This window comes from Mesorhizobium sp. BR1-1-6 (assembly GCF_020165355.1).
Taxonomy (GTDB): domain Bacteria; phylum Pseudomonadota; class Alphaproteobacteria; order Rhizobiales; family Rhizobiaceae; genus Mesorhizobium.
This window is the reverse complement of record NZ_JAIUHZ010000005.1, coordinates 16103-37500: the sequence shown is the minus strand read 5'-3', so window position 1 is coordinate 37500 and position 21398 is coordinate 16103. Positions and strand designations below refer to the sequence as shown.

General features: G+C 63.1%; 20 protein-coding genes. 11 read left to right on the top strand and 9 right to left on the bottom strand.

What is annotated here, in order from left to right; all coding sequences use genetic code 11:
• Positions 1–4: 4 nt before the first annotated feature.
• The 3 genes from LB545_RS12185 to folE all read right to left on the bottom strand — a co-directional run bounded on the left by LB545_RS12185 (position 5) and on the right by folE (position 2257).
• Positions 5–976 (bottom strand): patatin family protein, encoded by a 972-nt coding sequence (locus tag LB545_RS12185; protein WP_140517059.1) that lies wholly within the window; start codon positions 974–976, stop codon positions 5–7.
• Between the two features lie 97 nt (positions 977–1073).
• Positions 1074–1532 carry a phosphoribosyl-AMP cyclohydrolase gene (hisI, locus tag LB545_RS12180; protein ID WP_140517282.1) on the bottom strand — a complete coding sequence of 153 codons (459 nt, stop codon included), beginning with the start codon at positions 1530–1532 and terminating at the stop codon, positions 1074–1076.
• A gap of 89 nt (positions 1533–1621) precedes the next feature.
• Positions 1622–2257, bottom strand: a complete 636-nt coding sequence (gene folE / locus LB545_RS12175; protein ID WP_224705115.1) for a GTP cyclohydrolase I FolE — start codon at positions 2255–2257, stop codon at positions 1622–1624.
• A 242-nt stretch (positions 2258–2499) separates the two neighbouring features.
• Here folE and LB545_RS12170 point away from each other — a divergent pair, with 242 nt between their 5' ends.
• Positions 2500–2946, top strand: a complete 447-nt coding sequence (locus LB545_RS12170; RefSeq protein ID WP_140495827.1) for an iron-sulfur cluster assembly scaffold protein — start codon at positions 2500–2502, stop codon at positions 2944–2946.
• 16 nt (positions 2947–2962) lie between these two features.
• Here the strand turns inward: LB545_RS12170 and LB545_RS12165 are convergent, their stop codons facing one another.
• Positions 2963–3868, bottom strand: a complete 906-nt coding sequence (locus LB545_RS12165) for a LysR substrate-binding domain-containing protein (RefSeq protein WP_140517055.1) — start codon at positions 3866–3868, stop codon at positions 2963–2965.
• Between the two features lie 326 nt (positions 3869–4194).
• On the opposite strand from LB545_RS12165, the gene yidD reads away from it, so the two are divergent.
• The 4 genes from yidD (at position 4195) to LB545_RS12145 (ending at position 8712) form a co-directional block, all read left to right on the top strand.
• Positions 4195–4569 carry a membrane protein insertion efficiency factor YidD gene (yidD, locus tag LB545_RS12160; protein ID WP_140495829.1) on the top strand — a complete coding sequence of 125 codons (375 nt, stop codon included), beginning with the start codon at positions 4195–4197 and terminating at the stop codon, positions 4567–4569.
• Positions 4570–4712: 143 nt separating this feature from the next.
• The gene (gene blaOXA, locus LB545_RS12155; protein ID WP_140517053.1) at positions 4713–5531 is read left to right on the top strand and encodes a class D beta-lactamase; all 819 of its coding nucleotides are present in this window, start codon (positions 4713–4715) and stop codon (positions 5529–5531) included.
• 147 nt (positions 5532–5678) lie between these two features.
• Positions 5679–7655, top strand: a complete 1977-nt coding sequence (gene thrS, locus LB545_RS12150) for a threonine--tRNA ligase (protein ID WP_140517051.1) — start codon at positions 5679–5681, stop codon at positions 7653–7655.
• 118 nt (positions 7656–7773) lie between these two features.
• On the top strand, positions 7774–8712 hold the full coding sequence (locus LB545_RS12145) for a lysophospholipid acyltransferase family protein (protein WP_140517049.1): 939 nt from the start codon (positions 7774–7776) through the stop codon (positions 8710–8712).
• A gap of 53 nt (positions 8713–8765) precedes the next feature.
• Here LB545_RS12145 and LB545_RS12140 read toward each other — a convergent pair whose 3' ends face one another.
• Positions 8766–9728 (bottom strand): hypothetical protein, encoded by a 963-nt coding sequence (locus LB545_RS12140; RefSeq protein ID WP_140517047.1) that lies wholly within the window; start codon positions 9726–9728, stop codon positions 8766–8768.
• 154 nt (positions 9729–9882) lie between these two features.
• Here LB545_RS12140 and LB545_RS12135 point away from each other — a divergent pair, with 154 nt between their 5' ends.
• The 3 genes from LB545_RS12135 (at position 9883) to LB545_RS12125 (ending at position 11953) form a co-directional block, all read left to right on the top strand.
• Positions 9883–10467 (top strand): nitroreductase, encoded by a 585-nt coding sequence (locus LB545_RS12135; protein WP_224705113.1) that lies wholly within the window; start codon positions 9883–9885, stop codon positions 10465–10467.
• A complete protein-coding gene (locus LB545_RS12130; protein ID WP_140495835.1) occupies positions 10468–11076 on the top strand; it encodes a flavin reductase family protein in 609 nt (202 codons plus the stop codon).
• Positions 11077–11278: 202 nt separating this feature from the next.
• A complete protein-coding gene (locus tag LB545_RS12125; RefSeq protein WP_140495836.1) occupies positions 11279–11953 on the top strand; it encodes a methyltransferase family protein in 675 nt (224 codons plus the stop codon).
• Between the two features lie 3 nt (positions 11954–11956).
• Here LB545_RS12125 and LB545_RS12120 read toward each other — a convergent pair whose 3' ends face one another.
• Together LB545_RS12120 and LB545_RS12115 are read right to left on the bottom strand one after the other, a co-directional pair.
• Positions 11957–12838, bottom strand: a complete 882-nt coding sequence (locus LB545_RS12120) for an HpcH/HpaI aldolase/citrate lyase family protein (protein ID WP_140517045.1) — start codon at positions 12836–12838, stop codon at positions 11957–11959.
• Complete coding sequence (locus LB545_RS12115; RefSeq protein ID WP_140495838.1) at positions 12838–13290, bottom strand: MaoC family dehydratase; 453 nt, start codon at positions 13288–13290, stop codon at positions 12838–12840. The genes LB545_RS12120 and LB545_RS12115 overlap by 1 nt, the downstream gene beginning before the upstream one ends.
• 151 nt (positions 13291–13441) lie before the next feature.
• On the opposite strand from LB545_RS12115, the gene LB545_RS12110 reads away from it, so the two are divergent.
• Positions 13442–14566: a DUF2336 domain-containing protein gene (locus LB545_RS12110; RefSeq protein WP_140520995.1), complete on the top strand. Its 1125-nt coding sequence runs from the start codon at positions 13442–13444 to the stop codon at positions 14564–14566.
• Between the two features lies 1 nt (position 14567).
• Here LB545_RS12110 and LB545_RS12105 read toward each other — a convergent pair whose 3' ends face one another.
• Both LB545_RS12105 and parE read right to left on the bottom strand, forming a co-directional pair.
• Positions 14568–16634 carry an FUSC family protein gene (locus LB545_RS12105; RefSeq protein ID WP_224705111.1) on the bottom strand — a complete coding sequence of 689 codons (2067 nt, stop codon included), beginning with the start codon at positions 16632–16634 and terminating at the stop codon, positions 14568–14570.
• A 38-nt stretch (positions 16635–16672) separates the two neighbouring features.
• On the bottom strand, positions 16673–18733 hold the full coding sequence (parE, locus tag LB545_RS12100) for a DNA topoisomerase IV subunit B (protein WP_140495843.1): 2061 nt from the start codon (positions 18731–18733) through the stop codon (positions 16673–16675).
• 235 nt (positions 18734–18968) lie between these two features.
• Here parE and cpaB point away from each other — a divergent pair, with 235 nt between their 5' ends.
• On the top strand, positions 18969–19895 hold the full coding sequence (gene cpaB, locus LB545_RS12095) for a Flp pilus assembly protein CpaB (protein WP_246679266.1): 927 nt from the start codon (positions 18969–18971) through the stop codon (positions 19893–19895).
• A gap of 85 nt (positions 19896–19980) precedes the next feature.
• Complete coding sequence (locus LB545_RS12090) at positions 19981–21396, top strand: type II and III secretion system protein family protein (RefSeq protein ID WP_411971081.1); 1416 nt, start codon at positions 19981–19983, stop codon at positions 21394–21396.
• The last annotated feature ends 2 nt before the right edge of the window (positions 21397–21398 follow it).

Below are 21398 nucleotides of genomic sequence, written 5' to 3'. Positions count from 1 at the left end.
TTGATCAGGCGAGAACCGTCTGAAGCCGGGTCAGTTCGCCGATCTGTGCCATCGTTGCCCTATAGCCGATCTGGATCGCCTCATCGGCGCGGTGGAATTCGGTCAGACCGATGTGGCTGAGCTTGGGCTGCAGCGACATGTCCGGCGGATCGCCGGCAAGCCTGGCGCGCGAGATTCGGTCTTGGATGATGTTGAAGGCCTCGACCATGACGCCGGTGATGCCAAGCCGCGTCTGATGCGCCCGGTGCTCCGGGTCGAATTGGCCACTGCGCGGTGCATCGTTCTCGACGACCAGTTCGCCGGCGCTATGCTTGATGACGGCGGCACGGCCGAACAGGTCGTAATGAAGGTTGACCGCGACAACCAGCGGCTGCTCATAGGCACGGCAGACCGACACCGGCACCGGATTGACCAAAGCTCCGTCGACCAGCACGCGACCATTGCAAGTCACCGGCTCGAACACGCCGGGCAAGGCATAGGAAGCGCGCATGGCTGTTATCAGCGAACCGTTCGACAGCCAAATCTCATGGCCGGTGCGGATTTCGGAAGCGACCGCGACGAACGGCTTGGACAAATCCTCAAAGCGAATGCCGGCCACATGCTCACGCAGGCGAGCATCCAGCTTCATGCCGCCGAACAGACCGCTGCCGCGCAGGTTTAGATCGAGCAGGCCGAAGATGCGCCGCCTGGTTAGGCTGCGGGCGAACTCTTCCAACTCGTCCAGTTTTCCGGCGAGGTAACAGCCGCCGACCAGCGCGCCGATCGAGGTGCCGGCAATCATCGAAACCTCGATGCCGGCTTCATCGAGCGCGCGCAGCACGCCGATATGCGCCCAGCCTCTTGCGCAACCGCCGCCCAGTGCAAGCGAGATGCCAGTTTTCTTTGGTGATGTTGTTTCGGACGCGCCGCCGGACGAAGCGGGACCATTCGCCTCTCGTACGTCCGCTCTGTTACGCAATGACGCCCACTCGAGCATCATGATCTCCCTTGTCCCACAGCTAATATATAGGCGGGCCGTATCGAAATGGTGAATCTATGTGGTTGGCTGCGGGCAAAAGGTTCAAGCTGGTCATTCACGGGAGCTTCCGATACGTTTTTTCCGCATCGAACAAGGGCTCGCTGCCATCGTCGGCAAGCATCGCCTTGCCGTCGATCAGCCCCACCGTCCGATAGAAGCAGGAACGCCGGCCTGTGTGACAAGTTGCGTCGTGGCCTAGCACTTTGACGCGCAACCATATGGCGTCCTGGTCACAATCCGTGAGCACCTCGATGACATGCTGGAGATTGCCTGACGTTTCGCCCTTCTTCCACAGCGCATTGCGCGAACGCGACCAGTAGTGGGCGATACCTGTTTCAAGCGTCAACGCCAGAGCCTGCGCATTCATGTGCGCGACCATCAAAAGCACGCCGTCTGCCGCATCGGTGACGACGACGGTGACCAGGCCGGCGGCATCGAAGCGCGGTGAAAACACCGCGCCTTCTTCCAGCGCTTTCTTGTCTGAGGGAGCCTTCGGAAATTCCAGTGCCGACATCGCCGGGCTATCTTCCTGTTTGACCATAATTATCCGAAAACCGGTAGCCACTTTCGGAATCATGGTTCGGCGATGCCGGGCGAGGCGGCTTACACCCCACCGCCACGCACCATGGTGACGAAACGAACCTGTTCTTCGGGAGTATCCTTGAACACGCCGGTGAAGGTCGAGGTCAGCGTGGTGGAGCCCTGCTTGCGGATGCCGCGCATGGCCATGCACATGTGCTCGGCCTCGATCATCACGGCAACGCCGCGCGGATTGAGCACATCCTGAATGACGCCGGCGATCTGCGCGGTCATGGCTTCCTGGGTCTGCAGGCGATGGGCGAAGATATCGACCACGCGCGCGATCTTGGACAGGCCGACGACCTTGCCGTCCGGCAGATAGCCGACATGGGCTTTGCCGATGATCGGCACCATGTGATGTTCGCAATGCGAATGGAACTGGATGGCCTTGACGATGACAAGGTCGTCGTAACCAGCCACTTCCTCGAAGGTGCGGCCAAGCTCTTCGGCCGGGCACATGTCATAGCCGCCGAACATTTCCCGATAGGCCTTGGCCACCCGCTTGGGCGTGTCGACCAGCCCTTCGCGATCGGGGTTGTCGCCGGTCCAGCGCAAAAGCGTGCGTACCGCAGCCTCGACCTCGGCCTCGCTCGGCCGGTCGGTGACGGGCTTTTCCATGTAGGCCGACTGGGGCATGAACTTCTTGATAACGGCATCCATAAAGGCGTCTCCCGTAGTCCCTCTCTCAGGAGGAACGAGTTGAACGGACCACGACCTTTCGGCGTCGGAAACTCGCCCGGTTTCCAGCCCCGTAAGCGGCGTGAGCAAACTGCGGCAAAGACGTGGGCTTTTCGTCGCCTTGTCGATACCGGACTGCCACCATTATATATGGTCATGACGAGCGAAAGAAAGACGCGTCAGCGGCAAACGCTGTTCGCTTGGCGGCGACGGACTGGAAAATAATGATCAACGACGTCTACAATGCGAAAATTCTCGGTTTTGCCGGAAATATCACACGGATTGGCCGGCTCGATCATCCCGATGCCAGCGCGAGGGCACATTCCAAATTGTGCGGCTCTACCGTTACCGTCGATCTCAACATGGCGGACGGCGTGGTTACCGATTTCGCACATGACGTGAAGGCCTGCGCGCTCGGCCAGGCCTCGTCCTCCATCATGGCGCAGCATGTGGTTGGCGCTACGGCCGACGAATTGCGCGCGGTGCGCGAGACCATGCTGAAAATGCTGAAAGAGAACGGAGCGCCGCCGGAAGGCCGCTTCGCCGATCTCAAATATCTGGAACCGGTGCGCGACTACAAGGCGCGCCATGCCTCGACCATGTTGACCTTCGACGCGGTGGTCGACGCGATCGGTCAGATCGAGAAGAAGCGCGCCGAAGAAGCCGCCTGATAGCCCATTTGGCGGCCTATTGGAGCCGTCTGCTTTCGGCGAATTCGCTTCTCACCCAGTCGGCGAACGCGGCGGCTGGCTCGGGGAGATCGCGCAGGCTTCTGGCCACCAGCCAATAGGCGCCGGACGCGACGTCGATGTCGAATGGCTTGACCAGCGTGCCGGAGGCGAGCTCTTCACCGATCTGCAGAAGATCGCCCAGCGCCACCCCGTGTCCGAGCAGAGCGGCCTGCTTCGAAAGCGACGCATCCGCCAGCATAGGACCGCGCGCGAGCACCGCGTCGGCAGGCACACCGGCCGCCTCGAACCAGCGCGCCCAACCCTGTCGGTTTTCCTCATGCAACAGCGTATAGCGGCCAAGGTCGGCCGGCTTGTCGAGGGGAGGCCCCGCGGCAAGCAGCGCCGGCGACAGAACCGGTGAATCGACCGTCGAGGCAAGCTGCTCGGCCTCGCTGCGCGGCCACGAGGCAGCATGCGCACTGAAGCGTAACGCAAGTTCAGGCTGGTCGCCGCGAAACTCAATCAGCCTTGGATCGACTTCGAGCGCAACGTCGATGTCGGGCCGCAATTGGCGAAAACGGTTGAGCCGCGGCACCAGCCATACCGATGCCAGAGACGGCTCGACGCTGACGCGAACCACTGTCTGCGCGGGAGCCGCCACCAACTCGGAAAGCAGGGCGTCGATGGCGTCGAAACTCCTGACCAGCTGACTGAGCAGCCGGCGGCCCGCATCGGTCAGTTCGACGCGGCGATGGTGACGTTCGAACAGGGGCCGGCGCAGAAAGATCTCGAGCTCGCGGATCTGCCGGCTGATCGCTGCCTGCGAGACGAAAAGCTCCTCGGCCGCCCTGCTGAAACTCAGGTGCCGCCCGGCTGCTTCAAAGCTCCTCAAGGCCGTCAGCGGCAGTCGCCCACGCTTCATTCGCATAACCCAGGATTATCCGAAGTGGAAATTATACTCGTTTGAAGGCGAAGGCCAGCGGCGGTCTACTCGTCGTCAAGGAGATACGGCCATGGTCCAGTTGCTAGAGATTTTTGGCGATGTGATGCGGATTGCAACCTATCAGTGGCGTGACGAAAGGACCCGTCGGAAGCACCACGAAGAGCAGTCTAGCCCCCGCCGATGGGCACTGCCGGCTGATCGGCAGCCACTTCGCCGCTTCCGCCCGTGAAAGCTCAGCAAGCAGGGGCGGGATTGCGTTCTCCCGATGAAGCCCACATCTATCGTGTGGAAAGACGGAGATCGCAGTGGGCGACCAGCATGGGCATACACATACAGCCGGGCCGCCGCGGCAAGGCCGCAACTGGTCCGGCCCGTGGCGCAAGACCCCCGGCCGGGTGTTGGGCACGTCGCTGGTGCGCCTCTATCAACTGACGCTGTCCAGCTTCATCGGCAATTCCTGCCGTCACCTGCCGACCTGCTCGGAATACGCGCATGAGGCGATCGCCCGCCATGGCCTTTGGGCCGGCGGCTGGATGGGATTTTTCAGGGTTCTGCGCTGCGGACCATTCGGCACCCATGGCGTCGACCTTGTTCCGGAGGTTCTGGCGGATCGGTATGTCTGGTTTACGCCGTGGCGATATTGGCGGATCGGCGGCAACCACGACGAGGCGCGAAGCTGACTGCCGGTCAGTTCTTCAAGGCAACCGTTTACGATCTGGTAGGGTTAACGGCAGCCTGCACAATAACTGCGAATTTGAGACAAAATCGAGACAAGAGACCTCGCTAAGCCGCTCGCCGAACCCCCCTCTGGAGCGAGCATCCAATGCGCAATGTCGACCGTCTTCCCTTCATCCTTGCCGGAGTCCTGTTCCTGCTTGCCTGGCTTCTGGGATTTCCGATGCGCGCGCAGTCGGCGCCGCTCGGGGATGTGCAATGCACGCTGATCGCCGATGCGCAGAGCGGCAAGACGCTTTACCAAAACGGCGTCTGCGATCAGCGGTTCAGCCCGGCCTCGACGTTCAAGGTGCCGCTGTCGCTGATCGGTTACGATGCCGGCATACTAAGCGACGAGCACACGCCGAGCTGGGACTACAAACCTGAATTCAAGGCGGTCAAGCGGGACCACAAGACCGTCGATCCGATGATCTGGGAGCGGGACTCGGTGCTGTGGTATTCACGCGAGATCACCCGCCGGCTTGGACCGGAGAGCTTTGCCGGCTACGTCTCGAAGTTCGGCTATGGCAATGCGGACGTTTCCGGCGATCCCGGCAAGAATGACGGCCTGACTCATTCCTGGGTGAACTCCTCGCTCAAGATCACGCCGGTCGAGCAGGTCGATTTCCTGCGTAAGCTCCTCGCCGGCAAGATACCGGTCTCGGCCAAGGCTCACGACATGACGAAAGCCATCCTACCCAGCTTCAAGGCCGGCGACTGGACCGTCCAGGGCAAGACGGGCAGCACCAGGGGAGGCGAGGGCGGCAAGGACAGGCGTTCACTCGGCTGGTTCGTCGGCTGGGCGCAGAAAAACGGCCGCCAGATCGTGTTTGCCCGGCTCGTCGTCGATACGAAGCGGAGCGATATGCCGAAGGGGCTCGCGACGCGCGCGGCCTTCCTGAAGGACCTGCCGCTGCTGATTAAATAGCCGAGGCTTTACGGCGGCGGCATCTGCCCATAAAAGACTGCCGCCGCCGGACGCCTCCGGCTATCTGGCAGGCCGCAGCCTCGAACGGCTGACGACCTGCATTTCACCACCCGCGCTCGTTTGCGGGACTGGATAGGAGAATACCTGATGCTGAATGCCGTTTCCCTGACATTTCCCGATGGCTCCGTGCGCGACTACGATGCGGCGATGACCGGTGCAGGCCTTGCCGAATCGATCTCCAAGTCGCTGGCCAAGAAGGCCGTGGCCTATGCCATCGACGGTACCGTGCGCGATCTCTCCGATCCGCTCGGCAAGTCCGGCAAGATCGAGATCATCACCCGCGACGATCCGCGCGCGCTGGAACTCATCCGCCATGACGCGGCACATGTGCTGGCGGAGGCCGTGCAGGAGATATGGCCGGGAACGCAGGTGACCATCGGGCCGGTGATCGAGAACGGATTCTACTACGACTTCGCCCGCAACGAGCCGTTCACTCCGGACGACTTCCCGGTGATCGAGAAGAAGATGCGCGAGATCATTGCGCGCAACAAGCCGTTCACGAAGGAAGTCTGGTCGCGCGACAAGGCCAAAAAGGTCTTTGCCGACAAGGGCGAGCGCTACAAGCTGGAACTGATCGACGCCATTCCTGACGATCAGGATCTCAAGATCTACGCGCAAGGCGACTGGTTCGACCTTTGCCGCGGTCCGCATATGGCCTCGACCGGGCAGATCGGCAATGCCTTCAAGCTGATGAAGGTGGCGGGCGCCTATTGGCGCGGAGATTCGAACAACCCGATGCTGACGCGCATCTACGGCACGGCGTGGGCTGATCAGGCGCAGCTCGACGCCTACCAGACAATGCTGGAGGAAGCCGAAAAGCGCGACCACAGGAAGCTCGGCCGCGAGATGGATTTGTTCCATTTCCAGGAAGAGGGGCCCGGTGTCGTCTTCTGGCATGCCAAGGGCTGGAAGATGTTCCAGAACCTGGTCAACTACATGCGCCGCCGCCTCGACGAGCAGGGCTACCAGGAGGTCAACGCACCGCAGGTGCTCGACAAGAGCCTGTGGGAGACGTCGGGCCATTGGGGCTGGTACCGCGACGCCATGTTCAAGGTCACGGTTGCCGGCGACGACACCGATGACGACCGCGTGTTCGCGCTGAAGCCGATGAACTGTCCTGGCCATGTGCAGATATTCAAGCACGGGTTGAAATCCTATCGCGACCTGCCGGTAAAGCTTGCGGAATTCGGCAATGTGCATCGCTATGAGCCGTCGGGCGCGCTACACGGGCTGATGCGCGTGCGCGGTTTCACGCAGGATGACGCGCATATTTTCTGCACCGAGGAGCAACTGGCGTCGGAGTGCCTGCGTATCAACGATCTGATTCTGTCGACCTATGCCGATTTCGGCTTCGACGAAATCAGCGTGAAGCTGTCGACCCGGCCGGACAAGCGCGTCGGCACCGACGAAGCCTGGGATCACGCCGAAGCGATCATGAGCGGCGTGCTGGAGACGATCAGGACGCGATCGGGCAACCGCATCAAGACCTCGATCAATCCTGGCGAGGGCGCCTTCTACGGGCCGAAGTTCGAATATGTGCTGAAGGATGCCATCGGCCGCGAATGGCAATGCGGCACCACGCAGGTCGACTTCAACCTGCCGGAGCGTTTCGGTGCCTTCTACATCGGCTCGGATTCCGAGAAGAAACAGCCTGTCATGGTGCACCGTGCCATCTGCGGCTCGATGGAGCGCTTCCTCGGCATCCTGATCGAGAACTATTCCGGCCATTTCCCGCTGTGGTTCGCGCCGCTGCAGGTAGTGGTGGCGACGATCACTTCGGACGCCGACGGCTATGCGAACGAAGTGGTGGCGAAGCTGAAAGCCGCGGGCTTGTCCGCCGAGGCGGATCTGCGCAACGAGAAGATCAACTATAAGGTCCGTGAGCACAGCCTAGCCAAGGTTCCGGTCATCCTCGTCTGCGGCAAGCGCGAGGCGGAAGAGCAGACGGTCAACATGCGCCGCCTCGGATCGCGCGATCAGGAGTCGCTGGGTCTCGCCCAAGCGGTCGCGCAGCTGACCGAAGAAGCGGTCACGCCCGATCGCCGACGCAAACCTGCGGCCTGACCCGGTAGTATTTCAAGCGGAATGGCGGTGGAGCAGTCCGCCGCCATTTCCATATCGCACCGTCTTCACATCCCTCCATTTTCACATCCCTGTCACGGCAGTCTTGTAACAAGCCCTCATGCTCAAGCTGAAATTGCGTGAAAAACCGTTTCCCGAGCTTTCCTATGCTAATCCCCGACAGCCAGCGCTGACGCGGTGGGTCATCCATTCCATCGAAGGCCTGTCCGGACGCGACCGTTTTGCAGCGCTTTATGATTTTTGGCGCCGCCAGGTGGTCCCGTCCGGCGAGCGCGTGTTCAGCCGCATGCTCGAATTGATCGATGTGCGGGTGCGAACCCCCGACCAATGGCCGCCGCAGACCCTGCCTGACACGCCGCTGGTGATCGTCGCCAATCATCCCTTTGGCATCGGCGACGGGATTGCCGTGCTGTCGCTGGCCGAGCAGCTTGGGCGGCCGTTCCGGGTCATGATCCACAAGGATCTGCTCAAGATCAGCGAGATGGAGCCCTACTCGCTGCCGATCGACTTTTCCGAGACCAAGGACGCTCTGAAGAACAACATGGCGGTGCGTCACGAGGCTGTGCGGCTCTTGAAAGAACGTGTCACCATCGTGGTGTTTCCGGCCGGCGGCGTCGCCACCGCGCCGAAAGGTTTTGGCCAGGCACGCGATCTGCCATGGAAGATGTTTCCGGCCCGTCTCGTGCAGGATGCCAAGGCTTCCGTAGTGCCGATGCATTTCTCCGGCCAGAACGGCAGGCTGTTCCATCTGGTCAGCGGCCCCATGAACATGGCCGAGCGCGACGGGCGCGTGGCGAAGTTCGTCGGCAAGGCATCGCTGACGCTGCGCATTTCGCTGCTTATCCACGAGTTCGCCCGGCTTTCCGGCAAGTCGATCGACGTGCGTGTCGGCGATGTGCTGAACTGGAACGAACTGGAGCCCGTGCGCGACCGCAAGGCGCTGCTCGAGCGCCTCTATAGAGGCGTCTTCGATCTGGCGCCGCCGGTTCCTCGCCGCCGGATTCCATTCCTGCCGGCACGAGCCAAGCTGGCGGCGTAGGTCCATTTCGTGGAGATCCGAAGGGAAAGCGGCTCGAGGCTTTCCGGAATTGACTAATCCGCGCCTTCTTCCGGATCCATCGCGGCTGCTTCCGTCGCGAGAACCTCGATTTCCTGGTTCTGTCCGGCCACGACAGTGAAATCCTTCTGGTAGATCCGGTCGCGGTTCTTGGCGATGATCGTGTAGTCGCCTTCGGCCAGCACCATGGAGGCGAAGGCGCCGACGGTTTCCTTGATCGGATCGCCGGATTCGTTGAGCAGCGACCACGACGTGTCGGCGATCGCTTCGCCGCCCGCTTCACGCACCAGCTTCAAGGTAATCTCGGCGGCGTGATGCTCGACGGTGGCTTCGGTCAGCTTGCCGGCCTCGACGCGGATGTCGGAGCGGATGACGGCATTGACCGCGCCATAGGTCGAGACCACGTGGTAGATGCCGGCATTGAGACGCACGACGCTGTTGGGCTCGACGTCGGGAATGATCAGCGCGCGATCGCCATTGGGTTCGGCATTGCCCTCATAGATCGAAAAGCGCAACTTCTTTGGCGGGATGCGCGCCCCTCCGGAAAGGACGGCGTCGAGCTTCAGGCCGCCGGCATCGAGCACGAGGCTCTCGCGTTTGGCGTCCTTGCCGACAGTGATGCGCTTGGTGGCACCGGCCCGGCCGTAGGAAGCGTGAACCAGATAGCTGCCGGGTTCGAGCTGGAAGACCGCCGTGCCCCCATGGGCGGAAGCCACCATCGGCAATTTGCCGTTGACGGCCTCCGGCTTGAAGACGCGCCAGACGATACCGCGAGTGATATCGCCTCCCTTGTCGGTCAATTGCGCGGACAAGGTGATGGCGCCGCCGCCACCAAGCGCCAGCGATGTCTCGCCTTTCGGCGTCGCGTAGCTCGAAATTCCGGGAAGCTTCAGGTCGCTGACGCCATCCACGTTCTGTGCCACGGCAACGGAAACCGGCGCCATGAGCAGCAGGGTGCAGACCCAGATCAGGAAAAGACGCAAAGCCCCCTCAAACATGCCTTGCGTTGAAGCCCATGGCGGTGGCAATTTCAAGGCTTAAGAGTCCGACGGATACGACTCTCCAGCCTGGCGCGCCCGCGTCGATGCCCGAGCCGCCCCGCATTCCCATGGCGCGCTTCAGCTCAAAATCGAACTTAGGAGACTTGCGCCCATGGCGTCCCCGATCATCGACTTCCTGCTGACCCGCAATTCAGCGCCGATACCGGACTTGAAGGAGCCCGCGCCCGGCGACGCCGAGATCGCCACGATGATCGCCGCGGCCACGCGCGTGCCCGATCATGGCCGGCTCGAGCCCTGGCGCTTCATTCTTTATCGCGGTGATGCCCGCATCGAAATCGGCAGGGAGCTGGCGGCCCTTGCCGAACAGCGGGAGGGACCTTTACCGGATGGCCGCCGCAACCAGGAGCTGGCGCGCTTCTCGCGCGCGCCGCTGGTCATCGGCGTGGTGTCGGTGCCGAAGGAAAATCCAAAAATCCCGCAATGGGAGATGTTCCTGTCCGGCGGCATGGCGGCGATGAACCTGATGATTGCTGCCAACGCACTGGGCTATGGCACCAACATGATCAGCAACTGGTATTCAGACGTGCCGGAAGGCAGGGCGATCCTGGGGCTGGCGCCGCAAGAGCGCGTCATCGGCTTCGTCCATATCGGCTCCTATGGCGGCCCGGCGCCGGAGCGGCCGCGCCCCGATCCGGCAAAGCTTTATGCGGACTATGCCGGGCCCTGGGCGGGGTAAGTGTTCTACGAGCCGTCAAAGGGGCACGGACTGCCGCATGATCCGTCGAAGGCGATCGTGGCGCCGCGCCCGATCGGCTGGATCTCGACCCTTAACGGGGCCGGCGAGATCAACCTCGCGCCCTATTCCTTCTTCAATGCCGTTTCGACAAGGCCCTTCATCGTCTGGTTTTCCTCCGAGGGCGAGAAGGACAGTGCCTCCTTCGCTGAGGAGACCGGCGAGTTCGTCGCCAATCTGGTCGGCCGCGATCTCGCCGAGAAGATGAACCGGACGTCGGTCGACGCGCCGCGCGGCGTCAACGAGTTCGTTTATGCCGATCTCGCCATGGCGCCGTCGCGTCTTGTCGCGCCGCCGCGCGTGGCGGCCGCACCCGCCGCACTCGAATGCAAGGTGACCGAAGTGTTCCGGCCAAAGGCCCTGGACGGAACGCCGACCAGCGCCGTCGTCGTGGCCGGCGAAGTGATCGGCGTGCATATTGACGATGCCTACCTGAAAGACGGCCTGTTCGATATCAGCAAGGCCGGCAATGTCGCTCGCCTCGGCTACATGGATTATGCCAGCGTCAACGAAGTGTTTTCGATGCGCCGGCCGCGTTGGGGCAAGGATTAGCCCGCAAGGGGGCCCAGTCACTGTGCTTTCCTGAGGGCGAGCCGTCATCACGACGCGCCCTGAGCTTGATGACGCGGCATGACGAAACCTTCTGCACACCAGGACCGTTTCGTCCAGGCGCGGGATGGGCGATAGTCCGCTGAGGGTCGGCGGTAGTCTGTTGCTGGTAAATGCCGACGGCAAATATCATGGAAGGTTGATCATGGTCTCGAGATTGATCCTCCAGACGTTCGTGTGGTTCGGCGCCATGGGCGCGCTGCTTTTCCTGACAGCGGGTACGCTGACCTGGCCGGGAGCCTGGGTATATCTGGCGGTGATGACCGGGCTGAGCCTGACCCTTGGCGTGACGCTGGCCCGGCGCGATCCCGGGCTGATGAACGAACGGCTGAGCTCTCCCATCCAGAAGGACCAGACCGCGGCCGACAAGGTTCTGTTGAGCATACTCCTGCTCGGCATATTTGCCTGGCTGGCCTTCATGGGTTTCGACTACCGCTTCGGCTGGTCCGTCGTTCCGGTCTGGGTACAGGCGATCGGTGCGCTGGTTCTGCTGGTCGGACTATGGATCAGCTATCTGACGATGCTGGAGAATAGCTTCGCGGCGCCCGTCGTGAAGATCCAGGCGGAGCGCGGACAGCAAGTGATCACAACGGGTCCCTATAGCTATGTGCGCCATCCCATGTATGCCGGCGCCATCCTCTTCTTTGCCGGCACGGCTCTCCTGCTCGGCTCCTGGTGGGGGCTGGCACTGGTCGTCGTGTTCATCGTTCTCTTGGCCATCCGCACATTCATCGAGGAAAAAACGCTTCGCACCGGCCTGCGCGGCTATGACGACTATGCGGCCCATGTCCGCTACCGCCTGATCCCGTTGGTCTGGTAGCGGTCAGGCGGAGATTCCGGCTGCCCGGGCGCGTGCCAGAAGCCGCTCGGCCAGCCGCAGATGCGGCCGGTCATACATCTTGCCGTCGATGCCGACGACGCCGGGATTTCCCGCCGCCTGGAATGCCGCGACAATTGCCGCCGACTGTTGCACCGCTTCCACCGAGGGCGTGAAGGCGGCGTTTATGACCGGCACCTGATCAGGGTGGATCGCCATCTTGCCGGTGAAGCCGTCACGTTCGGCCTCCCTGCATTCGGCCTCGAAGGCCGCCATATCGCGGAAATTCGGGAAGACGGTGTCGATCGCCGCGACTTTCGCCGCGCCGGCGGCGAGAATGGTCATGGCGCGAGCGAAGCGGAATATTTCGGTGTAACGGCCATGTTGGTCGCGGGTGGTGCGCGCTCCGATCGCCGCCGACAGGTCTTCCGCGCCCCAGGTCAGCCCGGCAAGTCGCGCGCTTGCCCCGGCGTAGCTCGCCGCCGCCAGCACGGCCGCCGGTGTTTCGGTAATGATCGGCAGGATTTTTGTCGCGCCGTCGGCCAAGCCGTTCTCCGCTTCGCGCAGCCTGAGCTTTGCCGAGAGGTGCTGGACATCCTGGCCGCCAGCCGATTTGGGCAGCATGACGCCGTCGGGTTTTGCCGGGATAAGCGCCGCAAGATCGTCGTCCGTCAATCCCGTCGAAAGGTCGTTGACCCTGACGTAGATTGCCGACCTTGTTTTCGCCCTGTGGCTGGCGATGAAGCGCGCCGCGGTCATTCGCGCCGATGCCTTGTTTTGGGGCGCCACCGAATCCTCGAGGTCGACAATGACCACGTCTGCGCCGGCGCCAAAGCCCTTCTCCAGCTTCCTCTCGGAATCGCCGGGAACGAACAGCAGCGAACGCATCAGGCTACCTTCTTCAGCATCATGGCCTGTCTCGTGCATTTGGCGACGAGGTCGCCGTTCTGGTTATAGGCCCGATGTTCGAACTCGACGATGCCGCGATCGGGCTTCGACCTGGATTCGCGCACCGAGACGACAGTGGTCTCGACGCGGATGGTGTCGCCATGGAAGACCGGATGCGGAAACACCGTTTCCTTCATGCCGAGATTGGCGACCGTCGTACCGACGGTGATGTCGTTAACCGAAATGCCGATCATCAGGCCGAGCGTGAACAGCGAGTTGACCAGCGGCTTGCCCCATTCGCTCCTGGCGGCGAAATCGAAGTCGATATGCAGCGGCTGCGGGTTCAGCGTCATCACCGAGAACAGCATGTTGTCGCTTTCGGTGACAGTCTTGCGCAGCGTGTGCTGGAAGACATGGCCGACGACGAACTCCTCGAGATAAAGCCCAGCCATTTCATTCTCCTCCGCTGCTGGACGGTTGATAGGCGCTGCATCCAGCGCTCGCAAGCCAGTTAACGAACATGGTGAACGCTTCATAAACCAATTCGGCCTAACGTCCGGCACGGGGTCGGAAACCTTCCGGCAAGGGGCGTAAGCAGGCGGTATGGTTGTTGTCTCGCATTTCCTGAAATGGATCTACACGGCCAGGGTGTCGGAGCGCGCCGCGGCGGCAAGCGCGCTCGCCCGCGCCTATGTCGACGCGGAATTGCCGTTCGAGGATCGCTGCGCCGCCGAGGCGGCGCTGACCTTGCTGCTCGACGACGCATCGTCGAAGGTACGGCTGGCGATGGCCGAGGCGCTGTCCATGAGCCATCACGCACCGCCCCAGATCATCAGCGCGCTTGCTTCCGACCAGCCGGAAGTCGCCGGCGTCGTGCTGACGCGATCGCCACTGCTTACCGACGCAGACCTGATCGATCGCGTGGCTTCAGGTCCGAAGGCGACGCAAAAACTGATCGCCGATCGGCCATTGGTCTCGATGGCGCTGTCGGCGGCTATCGCAGAGATCGGCGAGGCGGAGGCCTGCGCCGTGCTTTTGGCCAACAGCGGGGCCGATGTCGCTTCGTTGAGTTTTCGCCGCATGGCCGAGCGCCACGGCCATCTGCCGCTGGTGCGCGAGGCGCTTATATCGGATTCACGCCTGCCCGCCGACTGCCGGCACATGCTGCTCGTCAAGCTCGGTGAGATGCTCAAGACCTCGCCGCTGGTCATGGCCTTGATGGGAGCCGCCCGGGCCGACCGCGTCATGCGCGACGCCTGCGTTAAGGCCTGCGTGACGCTGATCGAGAGCACGCGCCAGGAAGAGCATGCAGCACTGATCGAGCATCTCAGGCTACGCGGCGATCTCACCGCGAGCTTCCTCATCCGCACCATCGCGCATGGCAAGGTCGACTTCTTCGGCTCGGCGCTGGTCGCGCTCAGCCAGCAGTCCGCCCAAAGAGTGAGGGCGCTGCTGGCCGGCGGACACGACGTGGCCTTGCAGGCGCTGTTCCGCAGTGCCGGCCTGGCTGCCGCCACGCACGCGGTCATCTTGCGCGCGCTGAAAATCTGGCGAGAGGTCGCCAACGGCAAGCGCGTCGCCGGCGTGCAGGAAGTCAGCTGGCTGATGCTGAAGGAATTGGGCGGACAGTCCGCGGAAGGCGATCTCGCCGCGCTGATCAAGTCGATCCATCTCGCTGCGTTGCGTGAAAATGCGCGCGGCCATGCGCTGGCGATCGCAGCCGCTTAACTTAGCCTTTATCCCTGGCAAAAAAATCCGGAAAATCCTCCATCGCCGCCGCGACAATCCGTAGTGACGCCGCAATCTGGAGCATTTCACCAGTGGCGTTTCGCTGGGCGATGCCGGCGGCATACTGCCGGGCGACGGCAATGGTGGATGTCTGCGGATCGCCCGGGGCGCGGAAGAGCAGTTCGCGTGCCAGTCCACGCAGGAAGTTGGCGATCGAAAGCGTCGTCTCGGCCGGAACGGCGTGCGCCTGCTGTGCGCCACGCAGCCGCAGGACCTCCAGACCGACGGTGACGGCGGCGACACTGCCGCCCAGAACCGCTTCACCCTTCCTGCCGCTGGTCTGCACCAGCGGCATCAATTGGTTGATGCGGTCATAGGCGAGGCTCTCGAAGGCCGAACGCCTCGGCACGCGCTCGTGCAGGCAAAGCCGCGCCAGATCCTCGCGCATGGCCCGCACGATGCGGTGCGCCGCGAGCCATGGGTCGGCGGGCAGCACGATGATGAAGACGCCGATTGCCAAAAGGATGCCGACCAGGATCGAGGCCGAGCCGGCGAAGAACGGGCCCGGGTCGTAGGTCATCGCCTGGTGCGGGCTGAGGAAAGCAAGAAAATTGATGGCGAAGGCCGTCGCCACGCCGACATAGCGGGGATTGGCCATGGCGAGCGCCGCCGGCACCAGGATCGGTACGACGAACAGCATGAACCAGCCGAAACCAGGAAAAACGGGAAGCGCGATCTGGCCGACGAGAAAGGCAAAGGGCAGAGCCAACAGCGTTCCCTGGAAGAACCCCCAGGCTACCCGCACCGGATCGGGGCGGGCGGCAAACAAGCTCGACACGACGGCAACCAGAATGACCGTGCCGGCGGCTTCCGACCATCTCGTCGTCAGCCAGAAAGCGGCGACCAGCAGCGTTGCAAGCGCGGCGCGGACCGCGTTGCGGCTCGCCCCGTGATAGTCGCGATGTACAACCAGCGCCGGGGGGCTGCGTTCGCGTGAAGGCCGCGTGACGGGCGCACGCAAGGCATCGAGACCGCGCAGCGTCTGCTTCAGCGCTTCGGCGAAATCGGCGGCGATGGTGAGCCGGGTGACGGTGCCGACTCTGTCGCCGTCCTGGTCGGCCAAGGCGTCGGGCATCTGCGTCGCTTTGGCGCCGATCGCGTCGAGCCGTGCCAGCCAGGGCGCCGTGTCGTCGAGCGCGCCCGGCGTCGCCGCCATTTCAGTGACGAGGGCTTGCAACTCCGAGCGCACCGGAATGAGCGCCGCGTTCTTCGGTGCGGCGTGTGAATGCAGCGCGCGGGCCGCGGACAGCGCTGAAAGCAGTTGTCCGATGGTGCGCCGGACCGGATGGGCGCGCGGCGCGAAGCTCGGGGCCTCCAGCCTGGCATAGGCGCGCATCTCGGCGAGCGTCTGGGTGTCGGCGACCAGCTTCCGGTGCAGGCCGGAAAGCATTGCCGTGTCGCCGCCGGAAAAGGCGCCGCCGGCATAGGTGGCAAGGTCGAGAATGCTGCGCTTAAGCCGCGAGATGATGGCCTCGCTGGCTAATTTGGGCAGGATCAGCCGACTGGTCAGGCCGGCGCAGACAATGCCGAGTACGATCTCGGCACAGCGCGCGACCGCGAGGTCGACGACGAGATGCGGCTGGCCAAACGCCGGCAAGCCGATGATCATCGCGGTATAGCCGGCCAGCGCCGCCCCGTAGGCTTCCGGGTTACGCAGCAGCGACGAGACGAAGGTGCAGAGGCCGATCCATAGGGCAAGCACCGTCACCAGCACCCAGGGATTCGTGCCGAAGACAGTGGTGATGGCAATTGCGGCAACACCGCCCGCCAGCGTGCCGAGCAACCGATAAAAGCCTTTCGCCAACACCATGCCGGCGACCGGCTGGGCAACGATGAACACCGTCATCATCGCCCATTGCGGGTGATCGAGCTTGAGGGCGTAGGCGGCCATAAGCGCGATCAGGCCGGCCGAGACCGTGCGCAAGGCGAAGATCCAGTCCGACCGGGTCGGCTGTGTCAGCCCGGCAAGACCCGCTTCGAAATAGCCTTTCAGCCGTTGCCAGCTCACACGCGCGTCTCCGCAAGCCTTGATCGACCGGCCTGCGCTCAGATATCCAGCACTTCCGTTTCCGCGAATTCGGCGCGTTCCTGGATGAACCGGAAACGAGCCTCCGGCTTGGTGCCCATCAGCGCATCGACCGCGTCCTTGGTGGCGGCCTCGGCATCGATCACATCGACGCGGAGCAGCGTACGCTTCCTCGGATCCATGGTTGTCTCCTTGAGCTGCGCGGCCATCATTTCGCCCAGGCCCTTGAAGCGACCGATCTCGACCTTGCCGCGCCCGGTGAACTCGGTGCGCAGCAATTCGTCCTTGTGCGCGTCGTCACGCGCATAGGCGACCTTGCCGCCCTGCCGGATCGAATAGAGCGGCGGCACCGCCAGGTAGAGATGTCCGCCGCGAACCAGGTTCGGCATCTCCTGGTAGAAGAAGGTGATCAGCAGCGAGGCGATGTGAGCGCCGTCGACGTCGGCGTCGGTCATGATGATGACGCGGTCGTAGCGAAGATCCTCGTCGCGGTATTTCGACCGCGTGCCGCAACCAAGCGCCTGGATCAGATCGGAAATCTGCTGGTTGGCGGCCAGCTTGTCGTTGCCGGCGCTGGCGACGTTGAGAATCTTGCCGCGCAGCGGCAGCACCGCCTGGCTGGCGCGGTCACGAGCCTGCTTGGCCGAGCCGCCGGCCGAATCGCCTTCGACGATGAAGAGTTCGGCGCCGGCGGCCGCATTCTGCGTGCAGTCGGCAAGCTTGCCCGGCAGGCGCAGCTTGCGCACCGCGCTCTTGCGCGACACTTCCTTTTCCTGGCGTCGTCGTACCCGCTCGTCGGCGCGTGCGATCACCCATTCGAGCAGCTTCGAGGCTTCCTGCGGATTGTCGGCCAGCCAATGGTCGAACGGGTCGCGGATCGCGGTCTCGACGATGCGGATCGCCTCGATCGTCGCCAGCCTGTCCTTGGTCTGGCCGACGAACTCAGGCTCGCGGATGAACACCGACAGCATGCCCGCCGCCGAGATCATGACATCTTCCGACGTGACGATCGAGGCGCGCTTGTTGCCGACGAGGTCGGCATAGGCGCGCAGGCCGCGCGTCAAGACGTTGCGGAAGCCGGCCTCGTGGGTGCCGCCTTCGCCGGTCGGGATGGTGTTGCAGTAGGAGTTGATGAAGCCGTCGCCGCCGAACCAGGTCACCGCCCATTCCAGCGAGCCATGGCCGCCTTGCCTGTCGCTCTTGCCGGCGAAGATTTCGCGCGTTACCTGGAATTCGTCGCCGAGCGACGCTTTCAGATAGTCCTTGAGGCCGCCGGGAAAATGGAATTCGGCCTTGGCCGGAGTGGTGTCCTTTTCCTTGATCAGCGAAGGATCGCAGGTCCATCGGATTTCGACGCCGCCGAACAGATAGGCCTTCGAGCGTGTCATGCGGTAGAGCCGCGCTGGCTCGAACGCGGCACCCTTGCCGAAAATCTGCTCGTCGGGATGGAAGCGGGTCCTGGTGCCGCGCCGGTTGTGAACTTCGCCAAGGTGCTCGAGGCCGCTGACCGGGATGCCGCGCGAGAAGCGCTGCCGGTAAAGTTGCCGTCCGCGCGCGACTTCGACTTCGAGATGATCCGACAGTGCGTTGACCACGGAGACGCCGACGCCGTGCAGGCCGCCCGAGGTTTCATAGACCTTGCTATCGAACTTGCCGCCCGAATGCAGTGTCGTCATGATCACTTCGAGCGCCGGCTTCTTGAACTTCGGATGCGGATCGACGGGAATGCCGCGGCCATTGTCGGTGACGGTGAGAAAGCCGTCAGCCGAAAGCTCGACATCGATGAATGTGGCATGGCCGGCAACCGCCTCGTCCATCGAGTTGTCGATAACCTCGGCGAACAGATGGTGCATGGCCTTGTCGTCGGTGCCGCCAATATACATGCCCGGACGGCGCCGCACCGGCTCCAGGCCTTCGAGTACCTCGATATCGGCGGCGCTGTAGCCCTCTGAGCCGTCACGAGACGCGGCCGCCGGACGCTTGGCTGCCGCCTGCACCAGCGGATCGGCCGGACGCGCCGGTGTGCGAACCGGTTGCGGCTGCTTCTCCAGATTGCCGAAAAGATCGTTGTTGTCGTCCATGCCTGCCATAGAGCCCAAGCTGCGAATCACCCGCCGATACTGCCACGCTTTTCAGCGCCAAGCGACGGAGGTTCCTGTTACGTTCGGGGATTAACCCCCTCTTATCCTAAAACCATTCGATAACCAAGCCGGCGGAAATCGGGCGGATAGCCAGCGAGAAGATTCCTGATTCTTTAACAATGCCGCCTAGCGTGAGCCAACATAACAAGAAACTACGGGCATCAGGGGTTTGGGCGTGAGGGGCAAGGCCATAACGATGATCGGCATCGCCGCCGTTTTCGGCGCGATTTCGATCTTTGCCGCCGATTTCTGGGTCAAGCGCCAGGCCAGGGCCGACGCCGAGGAGAAAACCGCGTCGATCACCGCTCCGGCCGCACCCAGGGTTGAATTCAAGACAATCGTGGTGGCGAATGCACCGTTGCGGTACGGCATGGATCTCGACCGCACGAAACTCAACGAAATCCCCTGGCCGCAGGATTCGCTGCCGCAGGGCGCCTTCGCCACCATCGATGGACTGCTTGGGGACGGCAGCCGCGTGGTGCTGTCGCCGATCGAGGTCAATGAACCGGTGCTGCTTACCAAGCTATCCGGCCCGAATGGCCGCGCCACGCTCTCCAACATGCTGACGCCCGGCATGCGGGCCGTCACCATCCGCACCGACGAGATCGCGGGCGTCGGCGGCTTCGTCACGCCGGGCGACCGGGTGGATGTCGTGCTGACGCGCGATGCCGGTGAAATCCAGGAAGTGGCCAAGAATGCGCAAGGCGCCGCCGGCTCGACCATCACCTCCGAGATCGTCGTTGCCGACGCGAAGGTGCTGAGCGTCGGGCAGGGCGCCGACGAGCGCCAAACAACCCCGCAGGTGGCCAATTCCATAACCATCGAGGTGACCACCGAAGGCGCGCAGAAAGTGGCGCTGGCCCGCACTGTCGGCACGCTGTCGCTGTCGCTTCGCTCCGCCAGCGAGGGCGGCGACGGCAAGGACGGTGTCACCACCATCTCCTCCTTTGGCGGATCGGTGGCGGGCAAGGCGCAGGCCGCGGCCGGCTCGCTGTTCGACGCCATGGCAAAGGAGCCTGAGAAGCCGAAATTCAAGACGGTCATCGTGACGCGTGGAACGACGGCCGAGGAATATCAGGTTCCTGCGCGGGACCAGAAATAGGAATATCAGGTTCCTGAGTGGAACCAGAGCAGACCGGTGGGGACCGGACGGGACGGGAACAATGTTCAGGCAACTTCAATATCGAATGACAGGCCGGTTGCACGTCGCGCAGGCGATGGCGATGGCGGTGACGATGGCGGCGGCCGGCATCTTCGCCGGCCCGGCCAGGGCGGACAACGACATCGTCTATGTCTCGGCGACCAAGAACGCCTCGATCAAGGTCGCCAAGGGCAAGCCAAAGACGATCATGACGAGCGCGGCCTTCTACCAGATCGTCATCGGCGATCCGGAGATCGCCAACGTCAACCCGCTGACCGACAAATCCTTCTATGTGCTGGGCAATAATCTCGGCACCACCGGCATTGCCCTGTTCGACGAGAACAAGCAGCTCGTCGGCACCGTAGACATCGAAGTGACGCTCGATACCGACCAGTTGGCCGACACGATCCGCGCCAGCGTGCCCGACGCCAAGATCAAGGTCGGCTCCGCCAATGGCCGTGTCGTGCTGTCGGGCGAGGCGGATGACGCGGTCGCCGCCGAAAAGGCCAACAAGATCGCCACCCGCTTCTCCGGCAATGAGGAGGTGATCAATTCGGTCAACATCTCGTCCTCGCAGCAGGTCCAGCTCAATGTCCGCTTCGTCGAGATCAACCGTCAGGCCGGACAGGATCTCGGCGCCAAATACAGCGCCAATTTCGCTTATGGCATGGGCGGACGCGACGTTACGATTGCTCCCGGCACCATTGAGCCGGCGGGGACCGGCGAGATCATCGGCAAGCTGCTGTCGAACGGCGTTTCCATCGACATCGCCATCAAGACACTGGAAGAGCGCGGCCTGGCTCGTCGGCTGGCCGAGCCGAACCTGATCGCCCGGTCCGGCGAGACGGCGAGCTTCCTGGCCGGCGGCGAGTTTCCGATCCCGGTTTCCGAAGACAACGGCAAGATTTCCGTCAGCTACAAGAAGTACGGCGTCAGCCTGGATTTTACGCCCACCGTTCTGAAGGACGGGCTGGTCAGCCTCGACATCGCGCCGGAAGTCTCCTCGATCGACGCGTCGGCTTCCTACAATATCGGCAGCATCTCGGTGCCCGGCTTCATCGTGCGCCGCGCCAGGACGTCGGTCGACCTGAAGAACGGCCAGAGCTTCATGATCGCGGGGCTGCTGCAGTCGCAGAACGACATCACCACCTCGCGCATACCGGGCCTCGGCAAGATGCCTGTGCTCGGGGCCCTGTTCTCGTCGAAATCCTACCAGCGGCGCGAGACGGACCTGGTGATCATCGTCACGCCTTACCTGGTCAAGCCGGTGGATCCATCGAAGAAAATGGCCGAGCCGACCGATGGCACGCAGCCTGCCAGCAATGTCGACTATTTTCTCAACAACACCGAGGAGGTGAGGGCGTCGGATACCAATCGCGCGCTGGCGCTGGCTGACGGCAGCGCCGCGCGTGCCGCGCCCGCCACCAAAGTCGGGCATTTCCTCGACCTGCCGAAGGACTGAAG